Genomic DNA, 20,064 nt, shown 5'->3' with positions numbered 1-20,064 from the left:
GCTAACTATCCGTGACGTACTACCACCCCAGTCACGGCGTTTGCTCAGTATATAGCTGACTACGCCACGTGTGACAGTATCGGTCCCCAAGAGCACTGCCGTGAATTATATTTGTACACCATCGTCATCTCGATCCCGCGCTCAAATTACCGTCCGGTTTACTGCCAGCATGAAACGGTCTGTCACATCTGATGGGACACTCACACAAACTGGCTGAAACCCACGTCGATACTACGAACCAATTACTCTGAAGTTCGTCTTTGGCAGTAGATACGATTACCTGCGACTATGCACGCAGTATAGCTCCCTCACCCAACAATTGCTCAACGTGCTTGTCGTGTGAACCCCCTCGGGGTCAGCCCCGAGGCACTCGGCCCGCTCCGCCTGTAGAGCTGGGCCCGCCGCGTGGTGCCGTAGCCACACATTCTTGGCCACTGGCCGTGCGTATGCACTCCTCATCAATTTCAATATCACCCAATATACCACCATTATTCGGTTTGAATGGGTAATTTTGAATTGAATTTAGCACCGCAAAAGCTATAAGAGAGTTGCTAAACTCTGCTCACAGAGTGAATCCAATTTTCAAAAATATAGCCTTAGCCATTTGTCAAATAGCACCCATCGATGGATACAGTGATACAAATATCACACCGATAGACTGATCTGGGACAGAGTTAGTTATCGAATAGGAGAGCGTGGGCGACCTATTGAATTTAATACCGATTTCGTTCGAACTGCTTTGTCGAAAAGTGGGAAGTCTTACAAGAGCCGGTCTGGCGGCAGAGCCGTCACTGAAGCCAGCCCGAGTTATCCCTCTGTCGGGGGACTGTATGCCCGCAGCGTAACCTCAACCAGACACGACCGGTGTGTCCGTTCGGTTGGACACGAGCGTGTCCCAACTCGTCCGCCAACGATCGCTTCGGTCACACCGAGCGTCGGCGATCGAACCGTTGCCGGCGCACAGCCAAGACAGTACAGTCGTTGCACGTTCCACGCCGCCGCTTCGACACACCGGGCAGCATACCCGAAGACGATATCGGTCGCACCGATCACCGCATCACAGACACAACAGCGAACGACACCGGACTCTTCATCGAGAACCAGCCCGGTGAGTATCTGCTCGATCGACGCGGACGCGACACGGTAATCACTCCGATCAGCACCACACTGGCCCTCCAAACAGTCAGTGTGGTTCATCCGTCACCCACCTCCGCCGCCAGTTCCTTGATTTGTTCTTCGACCAGGGCACTCAACGGCTGTCGCTGTTCGGCACAGTAAGCCATGACCGCCTCGCGTTCGGACTGCTCGAGTGCAACGGTCACACTGGGCACCTGGAGATACTCACTGTACTGGGCCGCCTGCTGGATGCGTCGATGGATTGTTCGAAATGGCACGTCAGGCTCGTCCATCGCGCGATCCACAAACGAAAGCGCATCGGACGTGTCGTATTCGACAGCGTTCGCGGCGGTCCCGACCGTCCGGCCGATTGACACCGACTCCGCACGAAGCCGTCGCCCGAGGCGTGCCGCTACACGCCACGACAGACCCGTGTACTGCCGAACGTCCGGGTTATAGTTCTGCAACGCCTGCCATGCCTGTTCGTCACCGTCAGGTCCATCACAGAGCAGTGGGTGCACCACTGACGGTAGCGACAATCCATCCAGATACCGCCGCACTGTCTGGGGACTCCGAGTTGTCCGTGTGGCCACGCAATCGGCAACCGCCCGTCGGGAGTCATCATCGTCTCGCAGTTCACTCGCCAGCGACTGACAGTACTGTGCCCACTCGTAGGAACTCCATTCGCGGACGATACTCGCAGCTTCAGTCGCCGACAGCGCTTCTAGCGGTGAGTCGTAGACGGACACGGGCAACTGTTCCCAGCCCAGACTCGTTGCGGCCTGGAAGCGTTGCCAGCCATCCGTAATGAAGTAGACAGCCCGCTCGTCGGCAGGCCGAACGATCAAGGGTTGCTGGATGCCAGCCTGTTTGATCGACGCTTCCAGTTCGGGGCGTGGCGAAACCCGGCGCGGGTTGTGAACCCCGTGTTCTAGGCGCTCAATCGGGATGAGCTGGTCGTAGTGATTCGGCAACAACGCCGGGTCTGGCTGTGTCGCCACCATGTTCACTCCCACCCCGCTTGGTCGGCTAGCGTCTCGAGACGTTCCTGATACAACTCACGGACCAGCTCACCGTGGCCAGTCGTCTCTCGAGACGCCTTCACTCGAGCGTGCCAGCGGCTGTGCCGTTGAGTCTCTGGACCCAGGACGTCGACTTTCTTGAACGGGCGCTGTGGTTCGACTTCCTCGTAGGTCTCGTGAAGGTCGTCGGCACAGGCCTGCAGCGTCTTGGTGAACTGCTGGCGCTGGGTCGTCGCTGACGCGTCAGTTGCGACGTGAGTGGTCACATCGTGTCGAAAGTCCCGCAGTGACCGGCGAAGTTCCTGTTCGGACATCTCGGGATGGGTAAGTGAGCCAACTGTTTCGAGGACTGCATCTGTGCCGTCCACAGCATCGTCGGCCAGTTCCGTCTCGACAGTGTCGTGCAGGGCAACGATCTCACGGGACGTCCCAGATTTGCCCTCACCACTGCCAAGTGTCGTCTGCGTATCGATCCCATAGCTGTCGAGCGTTTGCTGTTCCGCTGCTGTGCGGTCGTCCGGCGATTTGAACAGCGCCTGGAGTGAATCAGGTAACGCAGCCGTCCGGAGATGCCCCTCGATAAGCGAGAGCGCACTGTCATCCGTCCGTCCAAGGAACCGCTGTGCGAGATAGCGCTTGGCCTGTCTATCCGTGCTGAAGCGGGGCGGGCCATCACATTCACTGTTATCACTTCGTGTCTGGCCGTCCGTCCCTGGTAGTGTTCGCGGCGTGCACTCGGTCTGGTCGTAGTGCGTCTCGAGTGCAGCCCCATCAGTAACGGACTCTCCACACTGGGGGCAGCCATCTGGGTCCGCTCGTGGCCGCACGAACTCGTAAATCAGTGCGAGTTGCTGGGCAATCTCCTGTTCGGACAGCGCCTTCCGGTCCGTATTCTCCAGCAACGACGTCCAAGCGGCATCGAGATCATCGGCCTCGAGTACCTTGCAGGGAACCTCCTCGAAGCCGGCGTCCATCGCTGCGTGGTATCGCCGCGAGCCAGCCACGATCGCATACGACGCATCACTGATATTCTCTGTGTCACCATCGATGACCTGTTCAATCGGGCGGACAAGCAGATCCTGCAACAACCCCTCTTCGGCCACCGAGGCTGCCAGCTGTCGATCTGTTTCATCATTCGTCCACGCCTCCTCGCGGGCCTGGACAGGATCGACAACGAGGTCGTCAACCGGAATGCGTTCGCTGCGAATCATTGGTCCGACCCCGCCTCATCCATGTCGCGGATAATCCGTTGCCAGCCGACCTGCTCGAGTGTGACAGCCACGTCATCACTGTCGTCGCGTTCGATGGCAACCTCCGCGAGAAAGCCATCTGTCTCTGCTGTGAGCTTTGCCTGGATCTCAGCCACGGCGGCGTCGTACTCCTCGTAGACAGTAATCTCGTCGGCAACAGTGAGATAGAAGCCCTCATCAGCGTCGATACTGAACTGTGCCGGTGCCATCAGGCATTGCCCCCTGTTTCGCCCGCGAACGGTTGTGGATCGACGACGTCCTCGACGTTGTCCCCGAGTTCGAGGACACGTTCGTCAGTCACGACGTACGGTTTCAAGACGCCATACGCGTCAGGGAGGACGTGGTCGTTGATGCGAACGGCCAGTCGCTCCGGGACACGCGCCCAGATCTGGTCCGGCCCACCCCAGCTAAGACACGTGCCATCAGCCTGTTCGTGGAATTTCGTCTCCGTCTCGATGACGGTCCGCAGGTTGAGGTTGCGAACCTCAAAGCCCAACTGGCTGTAGAGGTCCCGATCAGCGTTGTAGCGTTTCGTGACGTCGCGGATTGGTGGTTCTGCGGGGTCGGAGACGAATCGGAGATCGAACTCGGGCGTGTGTGCCGGTGTGACCGCCTGCAGTCGATCGTCCGTGATCCGGATTGTGAACTCCGTGACCGCGATATCGGGTTCGACGCTCGTATCCTGTGGTGCAAGGCGTGTCTCGATTTCCTCGAGCAGGTCTGTCTGTGCATCGGCAGTCAGCGGGTTCACTGGTCCGTCTGCACCGGGGAGCTGTTCGTAGTCGATTGTTACTCGCTGTTGGTCCTGTTGTTCCCACGCAACGCCGTATTCACGAAGGTCGTCAAGCAGCGTGCCGTTGGTCGTCTCGATGCTGCCACTTGCCTGTAGGCGGATGATGTCCTCGCCAAAGGCGTCAAGGACTGCACGCAGGGAGTTGGTTAGCAGGGAGGGAATCTGGACTGTGCGACGGATCTCCTCGTCGGTTGGAGAGTCCGTCTGACTCATCGATCTCCTCCGGTTTGCAGGTCGTATTTAGAGGGTTGTGCCTCTCTCGTTCCGGAGTGTTGAAGTCCGGTGCACGATTTGGTTTGCATGCTTCGTTGTGCTCCAGCGAAGCACGGGGTTGGTGTCTGAAGCACCAGCCTCATTTCTCTGAGACATCCCGTGCTCCCAGGTCAAGTTATGTATTGTTTTGACTAAAAGGTTTGCATATGCGTTAATGTTTTCGCATGGGTTAATGTCCTGAGAACACTAAGCGGTACACCGAAGTGTACGTATACGAATAGGCAAACCAAATGGCGCGGACAAGGGGATTACTTACAGAGCGTGATCGAGAATTACTCGCAGATGAAGATGCTGACAATCGTAGGTACCAGGCAATCTCCGAGATCCGGTCACGGATTAACGACGAGGTATCTACAGATGTGGAACTTTTGCAAGAGTATCATCCAGAACTTCTTGAAGAACTTCGTGATGTTGTTTGTACTGAGTAAGCATCAACCCACGAGTCGGGTATAGTGCAGCGCGGAGATTGCTATCACTGTCACAGTGGTGAGTCCCAGCGACCACTCAACCCGACGTACATCATCCCTCTCAGGGCGCTGCTGCTGCCGTGTCACCAGCATCTGAATCGAAGGGGAGATTTATGACGAGTTCATCGAACCAGACAACCGGACGCTTGCGCTGGCCCTCCTCTTCAAAGAAGATAATTCCTAACCGGGCAAGCCGACTGAGTTCTTCGTGGACATTCTTTACGTCCCGATCGACGGTGCGTGCAGTCTCGTTGATACTGGCTGGCTCGTCTCGACGAATCGCCTTGATGAGGTCGAGAGTACGCGGTGTCAGCGTCTTGAGCAGGTCGTCGTAGTCCGTGAATGACAGTGTCGGTGGTGAGTCTACCGTCTCACCCCGGTCGAGTGCCTCGACGCGTCCGGAGACATCGTCGTGAAACTCCGCGGATGACTTCACAGTCACCACAAGCGTTGACTCGGCCCGTAGCTGTTCGCGCTCCATCGGATGCAGTGGTGGCGTGGTTTCGTTCATTGGTATCACCGTTGTCTGATGGCTCATGTGACCTCGAATTCGGACTTGGGAATCTCGTTCCAGAACCGATCCCAGAGTTCGACCATCCCAGGGAACTCGATACACTCTGGATCGGGATCTGGTGCGACGTGCAGTTCGTGCCCTTTCGTGTCCTCATGGGAATTATCGTATCGACGAATTGTCCCATCGTCAAGTGTGCGGGGCGGATCGGGCTCTGTCGCGCCATAGTGAAGTTTGTAGGCCCACCCGGACGGATACACATCACGATCGGTGCGCATGCAGAACACGCGAATCACGGTCCCGTCCGGATACTTCCGTCCTTCACTCACCCCATCAAGATCATCGTCAGTCAATGAGGCCATCTTCTCTTATTGGTATACTAGCCAACAGAATAAGTGTATTGGTCTGAAGGCCAATGAATGTCGTCGCTGTCATCATTCGAAGCATACCACCAGCACCCTGGGTGTGTCGTGAACTATGTAACGTGATATCGACACGAGTTCGGAACTCACACTCAGGAAAGTAACTCATAGTGTGAAGTACCCCGCGTACGGTGGCGCGGGGCATCCGTGTTTACTCTGGCACTGCTGAGGCAACGGATTTTAATTGCTCTCGCGCTTGACTCGGAGAGTCTTGCGCCAACGGTCCGTGTCGGTGAACACCCGAAGCGAAAGCTGCTCCGTGAGAGTCGGTACGTGCGAAACGTTTACCTCTGCGTAATACTATCGTACTACCATGGAGTACGCCCACGTCAGCGTCAAATTCCCGCAGGATCTCGATACCGAGATTGAACAGTTTCTCAAGGAAACGGGCATCTATACTAACAAAAGTGAATTCATCAAGGAGGCATGTCGGAGTCACTTACAGACCTTACAGAGCGACACCGCCGTTGCCGCGCTCCGACTTGAACAGTTACTAGCGAAAGCAGAACAACGGACCGAGAGCCACGAAGAACTACAGGACCGCCTTACAGACCTCCAGGCAGCTGTCGATGCTGATCAAGAAGCCGTCGCGGATGCAGTCGAAGAAGCACGCGAAGACACTGCCAAGCAACTGTTCGACCGCTCAGAATCGTGAAAATTCTCGACACGAATCTGTGGGTATTTGGGACACTCGGAACGCACGCCCATGCCGAAACGTTGCTCGACCAGATCGAATCTGGAAAGACCACGTCCGCAATCAACGCGTATATGATCCAAGAAGCGCTGGAGGCATTCGATCGAACGCCCAACCTTTCTACCACGGAGCGAGACGAATTCAAGACCGTGTTCCTTAGCCGTCTCGTCAGGATAGCTGACGCACACCAGCACAGAGGCACACCCACCGCGTCAGATGTTTCCGGCAGTACAGAGCGTCGAAACGAGTTGGCATAGAACGGCCAACAGTGGGAAACGTACCACGAGCCGGTCCCGTATTGGGAGGGCCAAACACCCACCACACAAACGACCCATCCAGTCCCATACCTCAGGCGCGTCGTGAACGAGTCGATCAATCCAAACACGCTATCAACACGGTCGGTCGAATCAAGGGCATTGATCATTGCACCCACCTGGCACAACTGTTTAGCAGTTTGCCACCGTATCATCAGCAAATGAGTGCGACAGTAGAAATAACGGAAGAAAATGGTCGGTACAGGGCCCGCGACAACGAAACCGGTGCCACGGGGACAGGCACAACACGAGCAACGGCACTGGCTGTCCTCGCGGCCCGTCTCGGTGCTGAAGAAGAGTTAACTGATGCGAATCTCGAAGCAGAACTCCGAGCACTGACCGAAGAAACTCGTCGCCGCTTCGAAAACGAAGACGTGACCGAAGATGATGTTGTGGAGGCAATCGAATGGGCCAGATCAGAGTAGTCTTCGATACGAATATTATCATTTCAGCCATCGGCTTTGGGGGACGGCCACTCGATTCGCTCCTACAGGCGTTCGATGAGAATGTACAGTTGGTCGCATCCGAGGAGACACTGGCAGAACTCGAGCGAGTCTTCACATATGAACACCTACCATTCACCACATACGAGCAGGTGCAGTATCCAGCAATTATCCGTCTCGAAGCAGAGGTAGTCGAGCCGAAAAGGTCACTAGACGTGGTTCGAGACAGTGACGACGACAAATTTATCGAGTGTGCGATTGCAGGTGAGGCAGACTACATCGTCTCTGGCGACAAGGACCTGCGTGAGGTTGGGTCGTACGATGACATCAAGATCATCACAGCAGCAGAGTTTCTGTCACTCTTTGACTGAGAACGGTGACAGCGCGGAATGAGCCTCGGCGCGAGTCTGCTCCTCCTGTGGCACCCCCGTTAGACTACACCTGGAACGCAGATGCTCATCACATTTCCCTGGACCAATAGCTATTAATCGGTTTAGCTGAATGCAGGCGCTAAGCCCCCGCCCTCAACGAGCATCACAGTCCGCGCAAGCGGACAAGAAGCGCAGTAGGGCGGGGATACAGCGCCGTCTTTATTTTCTCCTACATGTTCTGGTAGCTGTCTCACAGGCCCACGCAAGCATTTTTATTGGAGAACGCCCAACCAGAGTGTAAGATGGGCGTTCCGACCTGTGGACTTCGACTTACTCGCCGTTCCACGTGGAACGGCTCGTTCCTTGCGAAGTCTCCAGGCACGGACAGCGTTAGAACGCGACAAGAAGCGTGCGCTGTCCCACGGAACTACCCCGTTGAGCCACTAGGAGTGGGACACTCCGAAGGAACGCCTGTGGAGACTGCGCTCCCTACGGACACCTCTCCGGTGTCTGCAAAGCGCGTCGTGGAAACAGGAAGCCCCACCCTCAGCGAGCGTGTCAGCGCGAGCAGGGTGGGGTAGTTCACCGAGGTTCACTTCGGGACGACACCAACCGATGGGTCCACCCCACCGTGTCGAGTGTTCCACCAATATTACAGCTGGCGCAGAACGCGATCTGGAAGCACAACCCCTTCCAGATCAGTGACGACTGCTCGAACAGTCCCCAGATCGACGGCAAACTTGTATTCATAGTACTGGCCACCACTTCGGCCTTCGTTGCGTGACTGCCGGTCGAGAATACCGAGCATAGCGAGGTCCGCCAGATGATCGTGCATACGACGGCGTACCAGCGGGTCGATCTCTGACTGGTCGGCGATCGTTCGATACCGGGGGTATATGTCCCGGACTCGCGCGGGCGTATCTCCCTCAAGTGCAAGATGGAGGGTGGCCACGAGAGCGAGATGTCCATGCTGAGTTAATTCGCGCATCCCATGTTCAATCTGGCTCTGTTCGAGTTCGTCACGAGCATCGTGAACATGCGATTCCGTAATTACCGACTCACTCTCCGTCCTGGCCAGCTCACCCGCGTTGTACAGGAGATTTAGTGCTTGCCGTGCACTTCCAGTATCCTGTGCAGCAAGGGCGGCACAGAGCGAAATTACGCCCTGTTCGGCCGCATTGTCGAATAGTGCTCCATCGGCGCGTTCTTGCAAAATGGCCTCGAGTTCCGGGCCGGTGTACGGCGAGAAATGGATCTCTTCTTCACAGAGCGTATCTTTTACTTTCGGCGAGAGATCGTCCCGGAAGCCAAAATCGTTGCTGATGCCAATGACACCCGGCTTTGTTGAATCGAGGTAGCCGTTCGACCGAGCACGGGGCAGTTCGTAGAGAATCTCATCGTCGCTTCCGATCTGATCAATCTCGTCAAACACGAGCAAAATTGTCCCACCGATTGCGTCAAGTTCGTCATACAACATATCGAACACACGCTGTTGGGGATATCCCGTCGTGCTGATCTGCTTATCCGGGTGACGGATCGTATTAACGAGATTGACTGCAACCTGGTAGGACGAGGAAAGGTTCGTACAGTTGAGCCAGTATACCGAGAGATCGATATCGTCGTACTGCTCGGTATCTCGTTTCAATCGGTCTAACAGAAACCGTGAGACAGCTGTTTTTCCGACGCCTGTCTTCCCATAGAGGAAGATGTTCCGTGGCTGTGCACCGTTGACGACCGGCTGGAGTGCCTTTCTGTAGTCCTCCAGTTCTTCCTCGCGGGCCGTGATCGATTCGGGCTGGTAGTCTTCACGGAGCATGTCCTCGTTGCGGAAAATATTAGTATCACGGGTGAACGTCGTCATCAGATGAATTCACATGTGATCTCCAGAATAATAAAACCATTGTGTCGAGTGCGTCGAATGAAATAAGAGTCGAAGATGGAAAGACAAAAACACTCGACACGGTGGGGTGTGTGGGTCGGTTAATCTGGCACCACGGTCGTTAGGCACGTGTGAGAACACTCGACGTGAGGGGGTGTGGGACAGTAACGAGTCCTCCCGAGTGATGAGAAACACTCGACATGGTGGGGTGTATGCCCTGCCTCGAAGTGGAGAATATCGACTTTGTGAGTTCCGACGGCGTACCAGCTGTGCAAAACATTCGACATGGTGGAGTTTGTGGACCCATTTTTTATCCGAGATCCGACGTAGAACACTCGACACGGTGGGGTGTCTCTCCGGGCATTCTGCATGTTCTCTGTACTCCCGTAGAAGCGAACACGACGACTCAGCGCGAACAACGGCTTCGTTTCTTTCAGAGACTATCCGCTGATTGACCTCCTCCTCCGCGTGAACGCGGAGGAATCCCGCCACAGGATTTCAGGCCGGGTATAGCGGCCTGTTGGTTTCAAGACGCATACGTTCCACGCGTCACCTGCTGGGTTTCAGCATCGGCGTGGCTGTCTTGTGGCCCGGTCAAAGAGGCCCCATCCGTAGCCGAGTCATCGTCACCGGCCTTCTGCCGGGAAGTCCGGTCGCTTCGGCGGTGACTCTCTCCACTACAGTAGCGGTCTGCAATGTTTATCGCCCCGTTCACGTCGGCTTGATACTCACCGAGCCAGCAGTCGTCGTTGGAGCATCTGAACGTCGCCTGTCGTGGCCGGGAGCCGTGTTCACCGCAGGCGTGGCACGCCTTCGACGTGTTCCGAGGATTCACCGTCTCGACGGGAATCCCTTTCTCGGCGGCTTTGTAGCGAATCTGTGCGTGGAGCTTGGCAAAGCCCCACCCGTGCAACCGCCGATTCATGTACTCGCCGTAGTCCATGTTCTCGCGGATGTCCGTCAGGTCTTCCAGCACCAGCACTGGGTTCTTGACGGACTCGGCGTACGCAACGACCTCGCGGGTCACACAGTGGAACACATCGTCAATCTGGTCCCACAGTGCGTCACCGAACGAGTCTGCAATTCGCTCACTGTCACGCTTCTGCAGTCGTCTTGTGGCGGTGAAGTACGTTTTGCGAAGCCGACGAACGGCCTTGCCGTCGTCGGCCCACAGTCGGGGGCGAACAGGAGAACCAGAGTCGTCGCGGTGACACACCGTGACGAGACTTGCTTCTCCAATATCTACACCTATCGGCGTCCGCTCGTCGGCGGACGTCTCAGATTGGTTCTCCACGTTGCGAGTGGCGGTGACGTGGAGATACCACGTCCCGTCCCGCTCAATCAGCCGACTTTCACCCGTCTCGGCGTCGTCTGCGTACACTGCTTCAAGCCACTCCCGCTGGTCGGGATTGGCGCGTGCCGGAATCCAGAGGTGGTAATCCTCGTGGTGCGGGACTTTGACGTACCACTCAATCGCGTTCTGTGGCTGGTGATCAAGTTGCAGTCCCTCATTGGTGAACCGCACCGGGTGGTCGTCGTGCAACTCGTCGGCGTCGTAGCTGTTGTGCAGTTGTAGGACGTACTTCTTGAGGGCGTTTTTGGCGTAGCCGCTCAGGTCGTACTCGACAACTACGTCGTTGGCCGCTGACTGTGTATCACAGCCAGCGGCGAAGGCGGCTTGAAGTGCCTGCTGGTACGCATCCTGTGTCTCACGCAGCTTCTGTCGCTTGTGGACGTTCGGATCCACAAGCTTCAGTTCGAGCGTTTTTGTGACCTCACCCATCGTCGCCGTATCCTAGGTGTCAGTTGCAAGGGGCATATAACTCGGCCATCCAGAGTGAAAGTGAAACGGTGGGAAATCCAGCACTGCAATAGAACGGTTGACTGCCTCTATGCGTCCGCTCGACCCCCGCCTGTTCGCTCCTCGGTTCCGACAGAGCGTCGGAACACTCGTCACTCACGGGAAGGCGGGGGGTATGCGCTCGTATCTCTATCAGGTGCTTAGTATGCGTGCGGACTGACTGGTGGAGAAATCACGAAATAAGTATTTATTTGAAATAGTATGCAAGAGAGCGTGTCAAAGAAAGATTCGCACGCTTTGCCTATCGAAGTTTTGTCAAGACTCCCGTGCAAGATGGAGAGCGCCTATGCAGTACATTCTACCTAGACGGTGGTGCAGAATAGGTCTCAAGGCCTAAATCGGCAGATTTCGATCACCGGGATCGTATAAACCGTACCGATGTTCGGAGGGAAATAGTAGTTCACATCGCGGCGGAAGCTTGTCTCACTCAAAAACCGAAATCGGGCATCTCAAGGTGTGTAAAGACTTCTGAACCACCGCCTCTACCTAGTGAGTGGTGCTGTCAACATGGCGGTCAGAGGAACAAGCTTCGGCTCTGTTGTTTCACTAGGCTGCGGTTGATTCAAGCTATTTCTACCTTTACCATCTGTTTTGATCGATATTGAGCCAATGACGGTGCTGTCTAGCGAGACTACTGAGCCTAGAATAACAGCAAACCTAATTCCCCGAAACAAATACCTAGAGCCTATCTATCGCCAAATTAGGAATATTCGTCGCCTTGATCGAGCAGTCGTTGGCCAGTGAATCCTAACGGTTCTGTATTAATAGTACTCCTCAAGAGATTCCTCAAAAGATTCGGTGATGATCGTGATGAGCTCGCGGTTCTCACCAGTCAAGTCCGCGAGTGCATACCTCAATGCCTCAGTATAGGCCTCAAAGAAGGTGTCATACTTCGATACTGGGATGTCGTATGTTGCTGAAACAATCCTTACTGCGCTGTTATTGGGTCGGTTCACGTATGACGGAAGTTCGTACTCACGCTCGTCGATCTTGTTGTTCACTCGCTCGTTGACGAGCTTGTGGAACTGTCTGTCGCTACTGGAACCGTGAAAAAGTGTGAGATCCAGTATCTCGTCTTTGATGGCCTCTTCGCGGTTCTTTTCGAGTAGATGATAGAAGCCGATGTTTGCGTACTCATCGTGGTCAAGATCCCAGTAGACAACAGTGTGGTCATCGGTCCGTCGCCGCCACTCTTCCTTGGCGATGCCCGCCCATGAGTTGCCCTGTCGGAAAGTCCAACGGGAGGGTTCGTCTGTCTGTGTCCACAGTTCAACTGCGACATGCGTATCCGAAAGCTCTGGTATCTCAACAATCTCGGCGTTTTCTAACGCTTGGGCAAGACGTAATCCCCAGTTGTCCGTGAACTCATTCCACTGGTTCTCGAACGCGCGCTGTACTTCCTGAATTTCGTTGTAATAGTCGAAGCACAACTGCGCTTTCTCTTGCTGGTATTTTTGATAGTCAGTCATTGTTACTTCACTTTTGATTGTTCCGATAAACTGCTCAAGTTGTGCCGTTGTTCGAGAGGGATATCCGCCGTGGCCCTCATTCAGAAACGTTTGAATCTGCTCGGCTATCCATCTCCACCAGACATGGACAAACTCCTCGGCTTCCGGAGGTGAAGTGTCCTTCGGCGCAAGGTACACGTAATGTTGGCCACTGTCGGGTACGTCTTTTTTTGTCAGATTGATGCTCTCGAAGGACTCAGCATCCGCGTAATCCTGTGTCTGATCCTCGCGCTCGGAGGCTTTGATCTTCAGCTCCCAGCAGATGAACCACTCTTCAGAAGTCCACACGACAGCGTCTGGCCGTCGGCCATTCGGGATCGTAACCTCTTGCTTGACCTGAACATCAGCGAGATCCAGCCCGGAAAAAGTGAAATCCAAGTCGTCTCGATTCGAGAGTGCCGACAGGATGTGCTCCAAGAACGAGTGATCCAGCCCGTGTGGTTCGTCCTGAGACAGGTAGTGAAAGAGAAGTTGTTGCCATTCTTCTTCCTGCTGGTTGTTCCGAATGATTTGGAGCGTCGTTGACGGCGGCTCCTTAGCCTCCGGAAGCCCATCAAGAGCGCTTTTCAGGCCAGCTAATTGGTCTGAGAGGCTATCTGTCACACGAAAGAATATTCAAGCTGAATAAATCATCTTTACGCTCAAAACATTCAATCCACCCGGGCCAAGAGAGCAACGTGAAGTTGGTGTAGCTGGGAGCTGTTGTGGAGTGGTATCGGCACCGATCAGGCTCTCCACGAATAGCCGGAGTCGCCGGGTTGGATTCATATTGACGAGGATGATTATGGAAGTGATCGTGAGATCGTTTAATTAGCACACCGACTGAGCAAGTGATCCACCAATAACAGTGTGGAACCAACGATGGCTGATGTCTGAACTCACTCTCTGCATGTTTCACCGGATTTCTGATGGATCCCAGACAGATTATCACTCGTAGCGGTATGTATATCCTCTGTACCGACCGGGAGCCATTCGTTTTGACCGGCAATATGAGGTGCTGACGAGACGCATTCCATCTTGCAAGCCTCAATAGATATAACAGACAGTCGGTGAATCGCTGGGCTTGACATGGCGACATCTTGGGGTAGCAATACCAATGTAGTATGTCTTCGCAGAACAGGACGAAAGTTATGACAAGTACAAAAATATACGGACACAAATGCCGATCGAGCTAGATTCAAACGACGAAATTCCACCAGTGCGACCTGGAACGAACGCCCACGAACTCCTCTCAATCCTGCTGGATTATCCAGAGATGGGGTGCACCCCAAAAGAGCTTGCCGAGATGACCGATGTTCCCCATTCAAGCGTCCATAAGACGCTCGCACGGCTTCGAAAAAAGGACTCGTCCGCACAGTCGATTTGTACTGGGCCGTCGTCGAGGATATCGCATCGTCACGTATCGCGAACGTAGTGAGTCTTCAGCAGATCGAAGCCGAATACGGCGACGACGCATATGGAGCAGACAACGACTGGGCTGAACAGGCCCCGGACCTCGGTGAAAATGCGTAACCGATGGCGTAAACAGAGGGCTTCCGTACGGTAGCGCCGCCAATGTGTTATTTCCCCACATACCACGAACACGGTTAATACACTCGACTAGTGACAGTGTAATATCACTCTCTACCGACATACCAAGTGTGACTGAACTGGACGAGGTCAACAACCTCGGGGGCAAGCCCCGTGGCATCCACTTCGACTACCTGTGAAACGATGGGACTCTTCGACACTGTAAAACTCTACGACGATGTACATCTGCCGGAATACCCGGAGAATGCCAAGCCCGCCGGCGGGATTGATTGGCAGACGAAAGGCATCGATCGACCCTGTATGGACACATTTCGGATTACTGCAGATGGGCGACTTCTCAAAGAAGAGTGGCACGCTGAAACAGTGCCACCGGAAGACCGTCCGTACGCAAGCCGAGACGATGTCGACGAAGACGACCCCCGATACTATATGGGGATGATGGAGCGAATCCACGACGGGTGGATCGAACGCCATGAGTACCACGGTCGGTTCGAAATCACGCACTCATTCGACAGCGCCGACCTAGTCGTGAGATACCGTGTTACGTTCACACATGGGCGACTCGAGAACTTCGAACGGATACAGTAGAGCAGGGAGTACCAAAGGCACCCAGCAAGATATCAGCTGAGAGCTTACAGTCAGTCCATGTAGTATCAGTCACTCGTCGCCTCGGCTTCCTCCCAGTCATCAGTTTCCAACCGCCGTTCAGCCTCATCACGATCCTCGGGGTAGCCAACGTCGATCCGCCAGCCGTTGAGCCCAATCGCATCGATCGTTCGACCACTCTGCAACAGCAGATCGATCGCCTCACTGATCTCGTACTCGCCCCGATTCGATGGCTGCACGAGATGACAGGCGTGGAAGATCGCCGGCGTAAACGTGTAGAAGCCGGTCATCACCAGATTCGACGGTGGCTCTTCGGGTTTCTCCACGACGTCGGTAATTTCGCCGTACTTGTTGGTATCACAGACGCCGTACCGGCTGGCCTCCTCCCACGGAACTTCCTCGACCAGAAACGCGGCATCAGCACGATCCTCACGGTGACGTTTGACCACATCGTCGAGGTTCGCTTCGAAGATGTTGTCGCCCAGCATGAGCATGAAGTCGTCGTCGATGTGCTCCTCGACGGTCAACAGCGCGTGGGCCAGGCCCTTCTGCTCGCGCTGGTGGGTGTACGTGATCGGGACGCCCTGGAACTCGTCGCCGTAGTGCTGGATGATCTTCTCTTTCATGTAGCCGACAACGACCACGAGCTGCTCGGCGCCAAGCTCCACCAGTTGTTCGAAACAGTGTGTGAGAATCGGTTCGCCAGCGACCTCGACCATCCCCTTCGGTTTGTCTTCTGTCAACGGGCGCAGCCGTGTTCCCTCACCAGCAGCCAAGATTACAGCATCCATACACAATGAATCAGATTATGACGGTTAAATTATTTGCATCATTCCATTGCGGACGAAGAGATCATAGAATGGAATAACACCTACACAGACACACAGTCTATGCGTCGCACACCCACGCCACGCTCAAATCCCGTTCTCCCCACATCGGAGACATGCCAATCGAACTGACCGGCGAGTACACTGACGCGCAGGTTCTGGTCGACGACGAATCACTCGTCGAGGACAACTGCATCGAGCAGCTCCAGACACTGATCGACCACCCCGCCTTCACGGAGCCAGTCCGGGCGATGCCCGATGCCCACGTCGGTGCCGGTGCGCCGGTCGGATTCACGATGGGGCTGCCAGACCAGGTCGTCCCGAACATCGTCGGCGTCGACGTCGGCTGTGGGATGGCCATCACGAAGCTCGGCGATGACCTTCCACTCGACCACGAGACACGCGAGCAGCGCGTCCGCGAGGCCGTCCCGATGGGCCAGCACACCCACGACTACGCGGACGCAGTACATCTCGTCGACGAGTTTCCGTTCGAGCGGGCAACCGAGGTCTTCGAGCAGTTCGACCGCGCGTACCGGGAGCGATTCGACCAGCCGATCGACCCGCTCGAATTCGCATTCGACGGCTACGACGGCGAGTACTTCAAATCGCTCTGTGATCGTGTCCTCGCCTGTCAGCGCCAGGGGATGGGACACGTCATCAAGAGTGCGGGCACACTCGGTGGCGGGAACCACTTCGTCGAGTTCGCACAGGCCCGTAAGTCTGGCGAGTACTGGCTGATCATCCACAGCGGATCGCGGTATCTGGGCAAGGCCGTCGCGGAGTACTGGCAACAGCAGGCGACGGAGTACCGGGAAGCCGAGGCGATTAGAGACGCACTCGGAACGGAGTCCCACGACTATCTCAAATTCGATCCGGAGACAGTCAGCGACGAGGAGCTGTTCGCCTGGGTCACTGGCGGCAAAGGCGAGTCCCACCTCCGCAAGGAGGCGATCCGCGCCGATTTCGAGGGCAAGAACGTCGACGAGGTATTCCAGGCCCTGTCGCGTCCACACCGGGCGACCGAGGACCGCAATCCGGAACTCGACTGGCTCGAAGGCCGCGAAGCACACGGCTACTACGTCGACATGCTCTTCGCCCAGCAGTACGCCCGCTGGAACCGCGAACTGATGAACGACGCCATCTGCGGTGCCCTCGGTGTCGACCCACTCGATCGGTTCCAGTCGATCCACAACTACATCGACTTCCGTGATCTGACGATCCGGAAGGGAGCCACACCGGCACGGGAGGGACAGCGACTGGTCGTCCCGTTCAACATGGCCGAGGGATCGATTATCGCCCGCGGGCGGGGCAACGAGGCGTACAACCGGACCGCCCCGCACGGTGCCGGGCGGGTGATGAGCCGCCGCGAAGCCCACGACAACATCTCCCTCGATGCCTTCGAGGCGGCGATGGACGGGATCTACTCCGAATCCGTCGTGGAGTCGGTCCTTGACGAGGCCCCGATGGCCTACAAATCAGCGGAGAAGATCGCTGCAGCCATCGAGCCGACAGCCGAGATTGTCGAGCGACTGGACGTGGTGCACAATCTGAAATCCCGAGATTGAGTCGCAAAGAGACGCATACTGATCAATCGTCGTCACTGCGGTATGCATCACCGCCGCGTTTCCGAATCCGCAATACGTAGAGTATTTGTTCAGTGTGGTCGACCCGACAGCCGAGTCGGAACGGGCCGATACGGAGTTTTTCATGGGGCGCACCTTGCAGCGGTTCGAGATGGTCCGATGGGTCTCGCCACTCGTCGGTTACGATTTCGTCGAGTTTGCTGGCGATACGGTCACGGGCGTGCTCATCGAGCGCATCGAAATCCCGCCGCGAAGTGTCGGTAAGTTCCCAATCCCACTCACTCATCGTCGTCGCGTGCCGTCTCGTCGAGACCGTATTCGGCCTTCATATCGTCGCTACTGTGGGTCCGACCGTCGCGGATTTCGGCTTCGCTGGTGAGCATTGCTTTCAAATCTGCACGGTTAAATTCGGGATGTTTGAGTGCATCACGGAGAACGGCCCGAATGAACTCACTCCGACTATTGAAGCCGTATTCTTCCCACGTTACGTCGACATCTTCCAAAAACGTCTCTGTCATCCGGATATTCACTGTTGTTTTTTCTGGTGGGGATTCCGCTTCTGCCATATTCTGTGTTGAATCTGTGTATCAATAAGCATTACGAGAATCAAGAATTCCTCTTTATCGGCTACGTCTCATATCTGCGAGAAGCGTTCTATGACACGCTACTCAAAAAGCAAGAACAGACACAGAAAATAACCGAGTGAAAACGACGACAAGAGTCGAAACAAGCAGATCTGAGTGCTGTTTTTCGACAGGAGTTTTTAGTCACGGAAATGCACTAATTAATCATATGGAGGGGATCGTCTCAACCAAGGATGTACTCGGTGGCGAACCCCGTCTCGCGGAACGCCGAATCGCGGTCCGGCAGATAGCCGGACTCGTGATCAATGGTGCAAATCCACCGGCCGAGATAGCAGACCAGCTCGATATTCCAATCTCTGAGGTGCATCTGGCACTTGCATACTACTACAAGAATCCAGAGGAGATGGCAGACGTGCAAAAACAGCACCGTGAAGCAGCCGAGCGCGCAAAGCAGGAGGCACTCGAACCACCTGAGGCAGTGAAAGATTAAACAGCGATAATTCAATCATCAGCCACGGCCGCGTCGGGCCGGTACTCCTCACTGATCGATTTCCACTTGTCGGTCTGGAACCGCCAGTAGTTGATCGCCGCCGGCACGGCCGTCTCGGCGACGTAGGCCAGATACAACCCCCAGAGCCCGAGCGCCGGAATCGTCAGCCCGCCGAAGGTGAACCCGAGTGGGAGGGAGATGGCAGGAATCGTCAGCCCTGCGGCACCGAGATAGGCCAGCGGGATCGAGACACAGAACATCCCCAGGAACTGGCTCAGGAAGGTGATCCGCGTATCACCCGAGGCATCGAGCGGTCCGGCGGAGGCACTCGCAACGCCCTGGAAGACGACCGCGAAGGAGGCCGCGTAGACCAGATTCCGCGCGATCGGAATCTCCGGACTCGTCGGGTCCTCGGCGAAGAGGACGACGATCTGCTCTGCGAACAGCGCGACGAGGAGCGCGGAGACAATGTAGGTCGCGACGGAATACCGGATGATATCCCGGCCGTAGGCCTCGGCCTCGCGTTCGTCGTTCTGGCCCAGCGCCTGCCCGACGAGGCTGGAAGCTGCCAGTCCAAAGCCCCAGCCGGGTGCGTTCATCACACCCCAGATCCGGCGGGCGATCACCCACCCTGCGACCGTGTTCTCGCCGAAGATATCGAGGATGCCCAGCATCGGGAACTCGGCGACGACCCAGACGAGATTGCGCAGACCGACCGGCGTCCCGATCTTCACCAGATCCCGGACCATCTCCGGATCGGCCCACGTCCCCCACGGCGAGATCTGGACTGGGAACGCGCCCACGACCGGAAGTCGACCGAGAGTCAGCCCCAGTGCGAAGGCCCCGACGACGACGATATTCGAGAGCACAGTCCCGAGCGCCGCACCGGCGACACCCCAGCCGAGGCCGAAGATGAAGATGGCGTTGAGTGCGATGTTCACGATCGCGCCGCCGCCCCGGAGCTGCATCGCGGTGTAGGCGTCGTCGGTACCGACGAGGATACGGCTCCCGACGAGATTCAGCCCCGCGAAGGGGATGCCCAGCCCGACGATCTGGAGGTAGGTCGCACCCTGGTCGATCGCGGCCTCGTTGCTCGTCAGCACCGAGACGAGCACCTCGGGGAGCAGCCAGAAAGTGACCGAGAGGGGGACCGTGAGCAAGACGACGAGCAACGTACTCGATCGGACTGCACGGCCGAGTTCGCCCCAGGCCTCCGCGCCGTATCGCTGTGAGACCATCGCGATCGTCCCGCCGGCGACGCCCCCACCCACGGCGAAGGCGAATCCCCAGAACGGGCTCGCGAACCCGACACCTGCGACGCCAGTGGTCCCGACCGCGACGCCGACCATCGCCACGTCGACCGCGTTTTTCGACATCCGTGCGATCCCGGTCAGAACACGCGGCCAGGCGAGTTCCGTCGTCTTGATCGCTCTGGCCCTGTCGATCAGGCCGAGTCTCGCCAGTCCCAGCCCGATCCAGAGAATGGTCAGTTCGACAGGGTTGGGCAGGCGCGACATTCG

Annotated in this window: 22 protein-coding genes and 1 pseudogene; 9 read left to right on the top strand and 14 right to left on the bottom strand. The window is 56.3% G+C overall.

Annotation, left to right across the window (positions count from 1 at the left end):
- Positions 1–807: 807 nt before the first annotated feature.
- The 7 genes from EOW68_RS06790 to EOW68_RS06755 form a co-directional block, all read right to left on the bottom strand.
- Positions 808–1,197, bottom strand: a complete 390-nt coding sequence (locus EOW68_RS06790) for a DUF8112 family protein (protein WP_128224397.1) — start codon at positions 1,195–1,197, stop codon at positions 808–810.
- Positions 1,194–2,120: a ParB/RepB/Spo0J family partition protein gene (locus EOW68_RS06785; protein ID WP_128224396.1), complete on the bottom strand. Its 927-nt coding sequence runs from the start codon at positions 2,118–2,120 to the stop codon at positions 1,194–1,196. The genes EOW68_RS06790 and EOW68_RS06785 overlap by 4 nt, the downstream gene beginning before the upstream one ends.
- 2 nt (positions 2,121–2,122) lie before the next feature.
- Entirely contained in the window at positions 2,123–3,349 is a 1,227-nt protein-coding gene (locus EOW68_RS06780; RefSeq protein WP_128224395.1) for a ParB/RepB/Spo0J family partition protein, read from the bottom strand.
- Positions 3,346–3,597, bottom strand: coding sequence for a hypothetical protein (locus tag EOW68_RS06775; RefSeq protein WP_128224394.1), 252 nt, complete (start codon positions 3,595–3,597; stop codon positions 3,346–3,348). Before EOW68_RS06775 ends, EOW68_RS06780 begins: the two co-directional genes overlap by 4 nt.
- Complete coding sequence (locus EOW68_RS06770) at positions 3,597–4,394, bottom strand: hypothetical protein (protein ID WP_128224393.1); 798 nt, start codon at positions 4,392–4,394, stop codon at positions 3,597–3,599. Before EOW68_RS06770 ends, EOW68_RS06775 begins: the two co-directional genes overlap by 1 nt.
- Before the next feature lie 588 nt (positions 4,395–4,982).
- On the bottom strand, positions 4,983–5,432 hold the full coding sequence (locus EOW68_RS06760; protein WP_431358787.1) for an HVO_A0114 family putative DNA-binding protein: 450 nt from the start codon (positions 5,430–5,432) through the stop codon (positions 4,983–4,985).
- 23 nt (positions 5,433–5,455) lie between these two features.
- Positions 5,456–5,794: a toxin-antitoxin system TumE family protein gene (locus tag EOW68_RS06755; protein ID WP_128224391.1), complete on the bottom strand. Its 339-nt coding sequence runs from the start codon at positions 5,792–5,794 to the stop codon at positions 5,456–5,458.
- Positions 5,795–6,167: 373 nt separating this feature from the next.
- Here EOW68_RS06755 and EOW68_RS06750 point away from each other — a divergent pair, with 373 nt between their 5' ends.
- The 5 genes and pseudogenes from EOW68_RS06750 to EOW68_RS06730 all read left to right on the top strand — a co-directional run.
- A complete protein-coding gene (locus EOW68_RS06750) occupies positions 6,168–6,509 on the top strand; it encodes a ribbon-helix-helix domain-containing protein (protein ID WP_128224390.1) in 342 nt (113 codons plus the stop codon).
- Complete coding sequence (locus tag EOW68_RS06745) at positions 6,506–6,805, top strand: hypothetical protein (RefSeq protein ID WP_431358786.1); 300 nt, start codon at positions 6,506–6,508, stop codon at positions 6,803–6,805. Before EOW68_RS06750 ends, EOW68_RS06745 begins: the two co-directional genes overlap by 4 nt.
- 218 nt (positions 6,806–7,023) lie before the next feature.
- On the top strand, positions 7,024–7,287 hold the full coding sequence (locus tag EOW68_RS06740; RefSeq protein WP_128224389.1) for a hypothetical protein: 264 nt from the start codon (positions 7,024–7,026) through the stop codon (positions 7,285–7,287).
- On the top strand, positions 7,269–7,676 hold the full coding sequence (locus EOW68_RS06735) for a putative toxin-antitoxin system toxin component, PIN family (RefSeq protein ID WP_128224388.1): 408 nt from the start codon (positions 7,269–7,271) through the stop codon (positions 7,674–7,676). Before EOW68_RS06740 ends, EOW68_RS06735 begins: the two co-directional genes overlap by 19 nt.
- A 437-nt stretch (positions 7,677–8,113) precedes the next feature.
- Positions 8,114–8,257, top strand: a pseudogene (locus tag EOW68_RS06730) (RNA-guided endonuclease TnpB family protein); the annotation flags it as partial.
- Positions 8,258–8,328: 71 nt separating this feature from the next.
- Here the strand turns inward: EOW68_RS06730 and EOW68_RS06725 are convergent.
- The 3 genes from EOW68_RS06725 to EOW68_RS06715 all read right to left on the bottom strand — a co-directional run bounded on the left by EOW68_RS06725 (position 8,329) and on the right by EOW68_RS06715 (position 13,527).
- Positions 8,329–9,537 carry an orc1/cdc6 family replication initiation protein gene (locus EOW68_RS06725; RefSeq protein WP_128224387.1) on the bottom strand — a complete coding sequence of 403 codons (1,209 nt, stop codon included), beginning with the start codon at positions 9,535–9,537 and terminating at the stop codon, positions 8,329–8,331.
- A 544-nt stretch (positions 9,538–10,081) separates the two neighbouring features.
- Positions 10,082–11,338 (bottom strand): RNA-guided endonuclease TnpB family protein, encoded by a 1,257-nt coding sequence (locus EOW68_RS06720; RefSeq protein ID WP_128224386.1) that lies wholly within the window; start codon positions 11,336–11,338, stop codon positions 10,082–10,084.
- An 839-nt stretch (positions 11,339–12,177) separates the two neighbouring features.
- The gene (locus EOW68_RS06715) at positions 12,178–13,527 is read right to left on the bottom strand and encodes a PD-(D/E)XK nuclease family protein (RefSeq protein WP_431358785.1); all 1,350 of its coding nucleotides are present in this window, start codon (positions 13,525–13,527) and stop codon (positions 12,178–12,180) included.
- A gap of 556 nt (positions 13,528–14,083) precedes the next feature.
- Between EOW68_RS06715 and EOW68_RS06710 the strand changes: the two genes are divergently transcribed.
- Together EOW68_RS06710 and EOW68_RS06705 are read left to right on the top strand one after the other, a co-directional pair.
- A complete protein-coding gene (locus tag EOW68_RS06710; RefSeq protein WP_431358784.1) occupies positions 14,084–14,338 on the top strand; it encodes a MarR family transcriptional regulator in 255 nt (84 codons plus the stop codon).
- A 299-nt stretch (positions 14,339–14,637) separates the two neighbouring features.
- Entirely contained in the window at positions 14,638–15,042 is a 405-nt protein-coding gene (locus tag EOW68_RS06705; protein ID WP_128224384.1) for a hypothetical protein, read from the top strand.
- 65 nt (positions 15,043–15,107) lie between these two features.
- On the opposite strand, the gene aglF is transcribed toward EOW68_RS06705, so the two are convergent.
- A complete protein-coding gene (gene aglF, locus EOW68_RS06700) occupies positions 15,108–15,851 on the bottom strand; it encodes a UTP--glucose-1-phosphate uridylyltransferase AglF (RefSeq protein WP_128224383.1) in 744 nt (247 codons plus the stop codon).
- Between the two features lie 152 nt (positions 15,852–16,003).
- Between aglF and EOW68_RS06695 the strand changes: the two genes are divergently transcribed.
- Positions 16,004–17,452, top strand: a complete 1,449-nt coding sequence (locus EOW68_RS06695) for an RtcB family protein (RefSeq protein WP_128224382.1) — start codon at positions 16,004–16,006, stop codon at positions 17,450–17,452.
- 22 nt (positions 17,453–17,474) lie between these two features.
- Here EOW68_RS06695 and EOW68_RS06690 read toward each other — a convergent pair whose 3' ends face one another.
- Complete coding sequence (locus EOW68_RS06690) at positions 17,475–17,756, bottom strand: type II toxin-antitoxin system RelE family toxin (RefSeq protein ID WP_128224381.1); 282 nt, start codon at positions 17,754–17,756, stop codon at positions 17,475–17,477.
- A complete protein-coding gene (locus EOW68_RS06685; RefSeq protein WP_128224380.1) occupies positions 17,749–18,036 on the bottom strand; it encodes a ribbon-helix-helix domain-containing protein in 288 nt (95 codons plus the stop codon). The genes EOW68_RS06690 and EOW68_RS06685 overlap by 8 nt, the downstream gene beginning before the upstream one ends.
- A 226-nt stretch (positions 18,037–18,262) precedes the next feature.
- Here EOW68_RS06685 and EOW68_RS06680 point away from each other — a divergent pair, with 226 nt between their 5' ends.
- Positions 18,263–18,544, top strand: coding sequence for a DUF433 domain-containing protein (locus EOW68_RS06680; protein WP_128224379.1), 282 nt, complete (start codon positions 18,263–18,265; stop codon positions 18,542–18,544).
- Between the two features lie 11 nt (positions 18,545–18,555).
- Here the strand turns inward: EOW68_RS06680 and EOW68_RS06675 are convergent, their stop codons facing one another.
- On the bottom strand, positions 18,556–20,061 hold the full coding sequence (locus EOW68_RS06675) for an MATE family efflux transporter (protein ID WP_128224378.1): 1,506 nt from the start codon (positions 20,059–20,061) through the stop codon (positions 18,556–18,558).
- Between the last annotated feature and the right edge of the window lie 3 nt (positions 20,062–20,064).

The organism is Halovenus amylolytica (assembly GCA_004015825.1).
Classification (GTDB): domain Archaea; phylum Halobacteriota; class Halobacteria; order Halobacteriales; family Haloarculaceae; genus Halovenus; species Halovenus amylolytica.
This window is presented reverse-complemented; position numbering and strand designations above follow the sequence as displayed.

What these genes read in the sequence shown, in the direction of transcription:
- EOW68_RS06790 (WP_128224397.1), bottom strand. Translation starts at nt 1,197, where the DNA reads ATGAACCACACTGACTGTTTGGAGGGCCAGTGTGGTGCTGATCGGAGT.
- EOW68_RS06785 (WP_128224396.1), bottom strand. Translation starts at nt 2,120, where the DNA reads ATGGTGGCGACACAGCCAGACCCGGCGTTGTTGCCGAATCACTACGAC.
- EOW68_RS06780 (WP_128224395.1), bottom strand. Translation starts at nt 3,349, where the DNA reads ATGATTCGCAGCGAACGCATTCCGGTTGACGACCTCGTTGTCGATCCT.
- EOW68_RS06775 (WP_128224394.1), bottom strand. Translation starts at nt 3,597, where the DNA reads ATGGCACCGGCACAGTTCAGTATCGACGCTGATGAGGGCTTCTATCTC.
- EOW68_RS06770 (WP_128224393.1), bottom strand. Translation starts at nt 4,394, where the DNA reads ATGAGTCAGACGGACTCTCCAACCGACGAGGAGATCCGTCGCACAGTC.
- EOW68_RS06760 (WP_431358787.1), bottom strand. Translation starts at nt 5,432, where the DNA reads ATGAACGAAACCACGCCACCACTGCATCCGATGGAGCGCGAACAGCTA.
- EOW68_RS06755 (WP_128224391.1), bottom strand. Translation starts at nt 5,794, where the DNA reads ATGGCCTCATTGACTGACGATGATCTTGATGGGGTGAGTGAAGGACGG.
- EOW68_RS06750 (WP_128224390.1), top strand. Translation starts at nt 6,168, where the DNA reads ATGGAGTACGCCCACGTCAGCGTCAAATTCCCGCAGGATCTCGATACC.
- EOW68_RS06740 (WP_128224389.1), top strand. Translation starts at nt 7,024, where the DNA reads ATGAGTGCGACAGTAGAAATAACGGAAGAAAATGGTCGGTACAGGGCC.
- EOW68_RS06735 (WP_128224388.1), top strand. Translation starts at nt 7,269, where the DNA reads ATGGGCCAGATCAGAGTAGTCTTCGATACGAATATTATCATTTCAGCC.
- EOW68_RS06725 (WP_128224387.1), bottom strand. Translation starts at nt 9,537, where the DNA reads ATGACGACGTTCACCCGTGATACTAATATTTTCCGCAACGAGGACATG.
- EOW68_RS06720 (WP_128224386.1), bottom strand. Translation starts at nt 11,338, where the DNA reads ATGGGTGAGGTCACAAAAACGCTCGAACTGAAGCTTGTGGATCCGAAC.
- EOW68_RS06710 (WP_431358784.1), top strand. Translation starts at nt 14,084, where the DNA reads ATGCCGATCGAGCTAGATTCAAACGACGAAATTCCACCAGTGCGACCT.
- EOW68_RS06705 (WP_128224384.1), top strand. Translation starts at nt 14,638, where the DNA reads ATGGGACTCTTCGACACTGTAAAACTCTACGACGATGTACATCTGCCG.
- aglF (WP_128224383.1), bottom strand. Translation starts at nt 15,851, where the DNA reads ATGGATGCTGTAATCTTGGCTGCTGGTGAGGGAACACGGCTGCGCCCG.
- EOW68_RS06695 (WP_128224382.1), top strand. Translation starts at nt 16,004, where the DNA reads ATGCCAATCGAACTGACCGGCGAGTACACTGACGCGCAGGTTCTGGTC.
- EOW68_RS06690 (WP_128224381.1), bottom strand. Translation starts at nt 17,756, where the DNA reads ATGAGTGAGTGGGATTGGGAACTTACCGACACTTCGCGGCGGGATTTC.
- EOW68_RS06685 (WP_128224380.1), bottom strand. Translation starts at nt 18,036, where the DNA reads ATGGCAGAAGCGGAATCCCCACCAGAAAAAACAACAGTGAATATCCGG.
- EOW68_RS06680 (WP_128224379.1), top strand. Translation starts at nt 18,263, where the DNA reads ATGGAGGGGATCGTCTCAACCAAGGATGTACTCGGTGGCGAACCCCGT.
- EOW68_RS06675 (WP_128224378.1), bottom strand. Translation starts at nt 20,061, where the DNA reads ATGTCGCGCCTGCCCAACCCTGTCGAACTGACCATTCTCTGGATCGGG.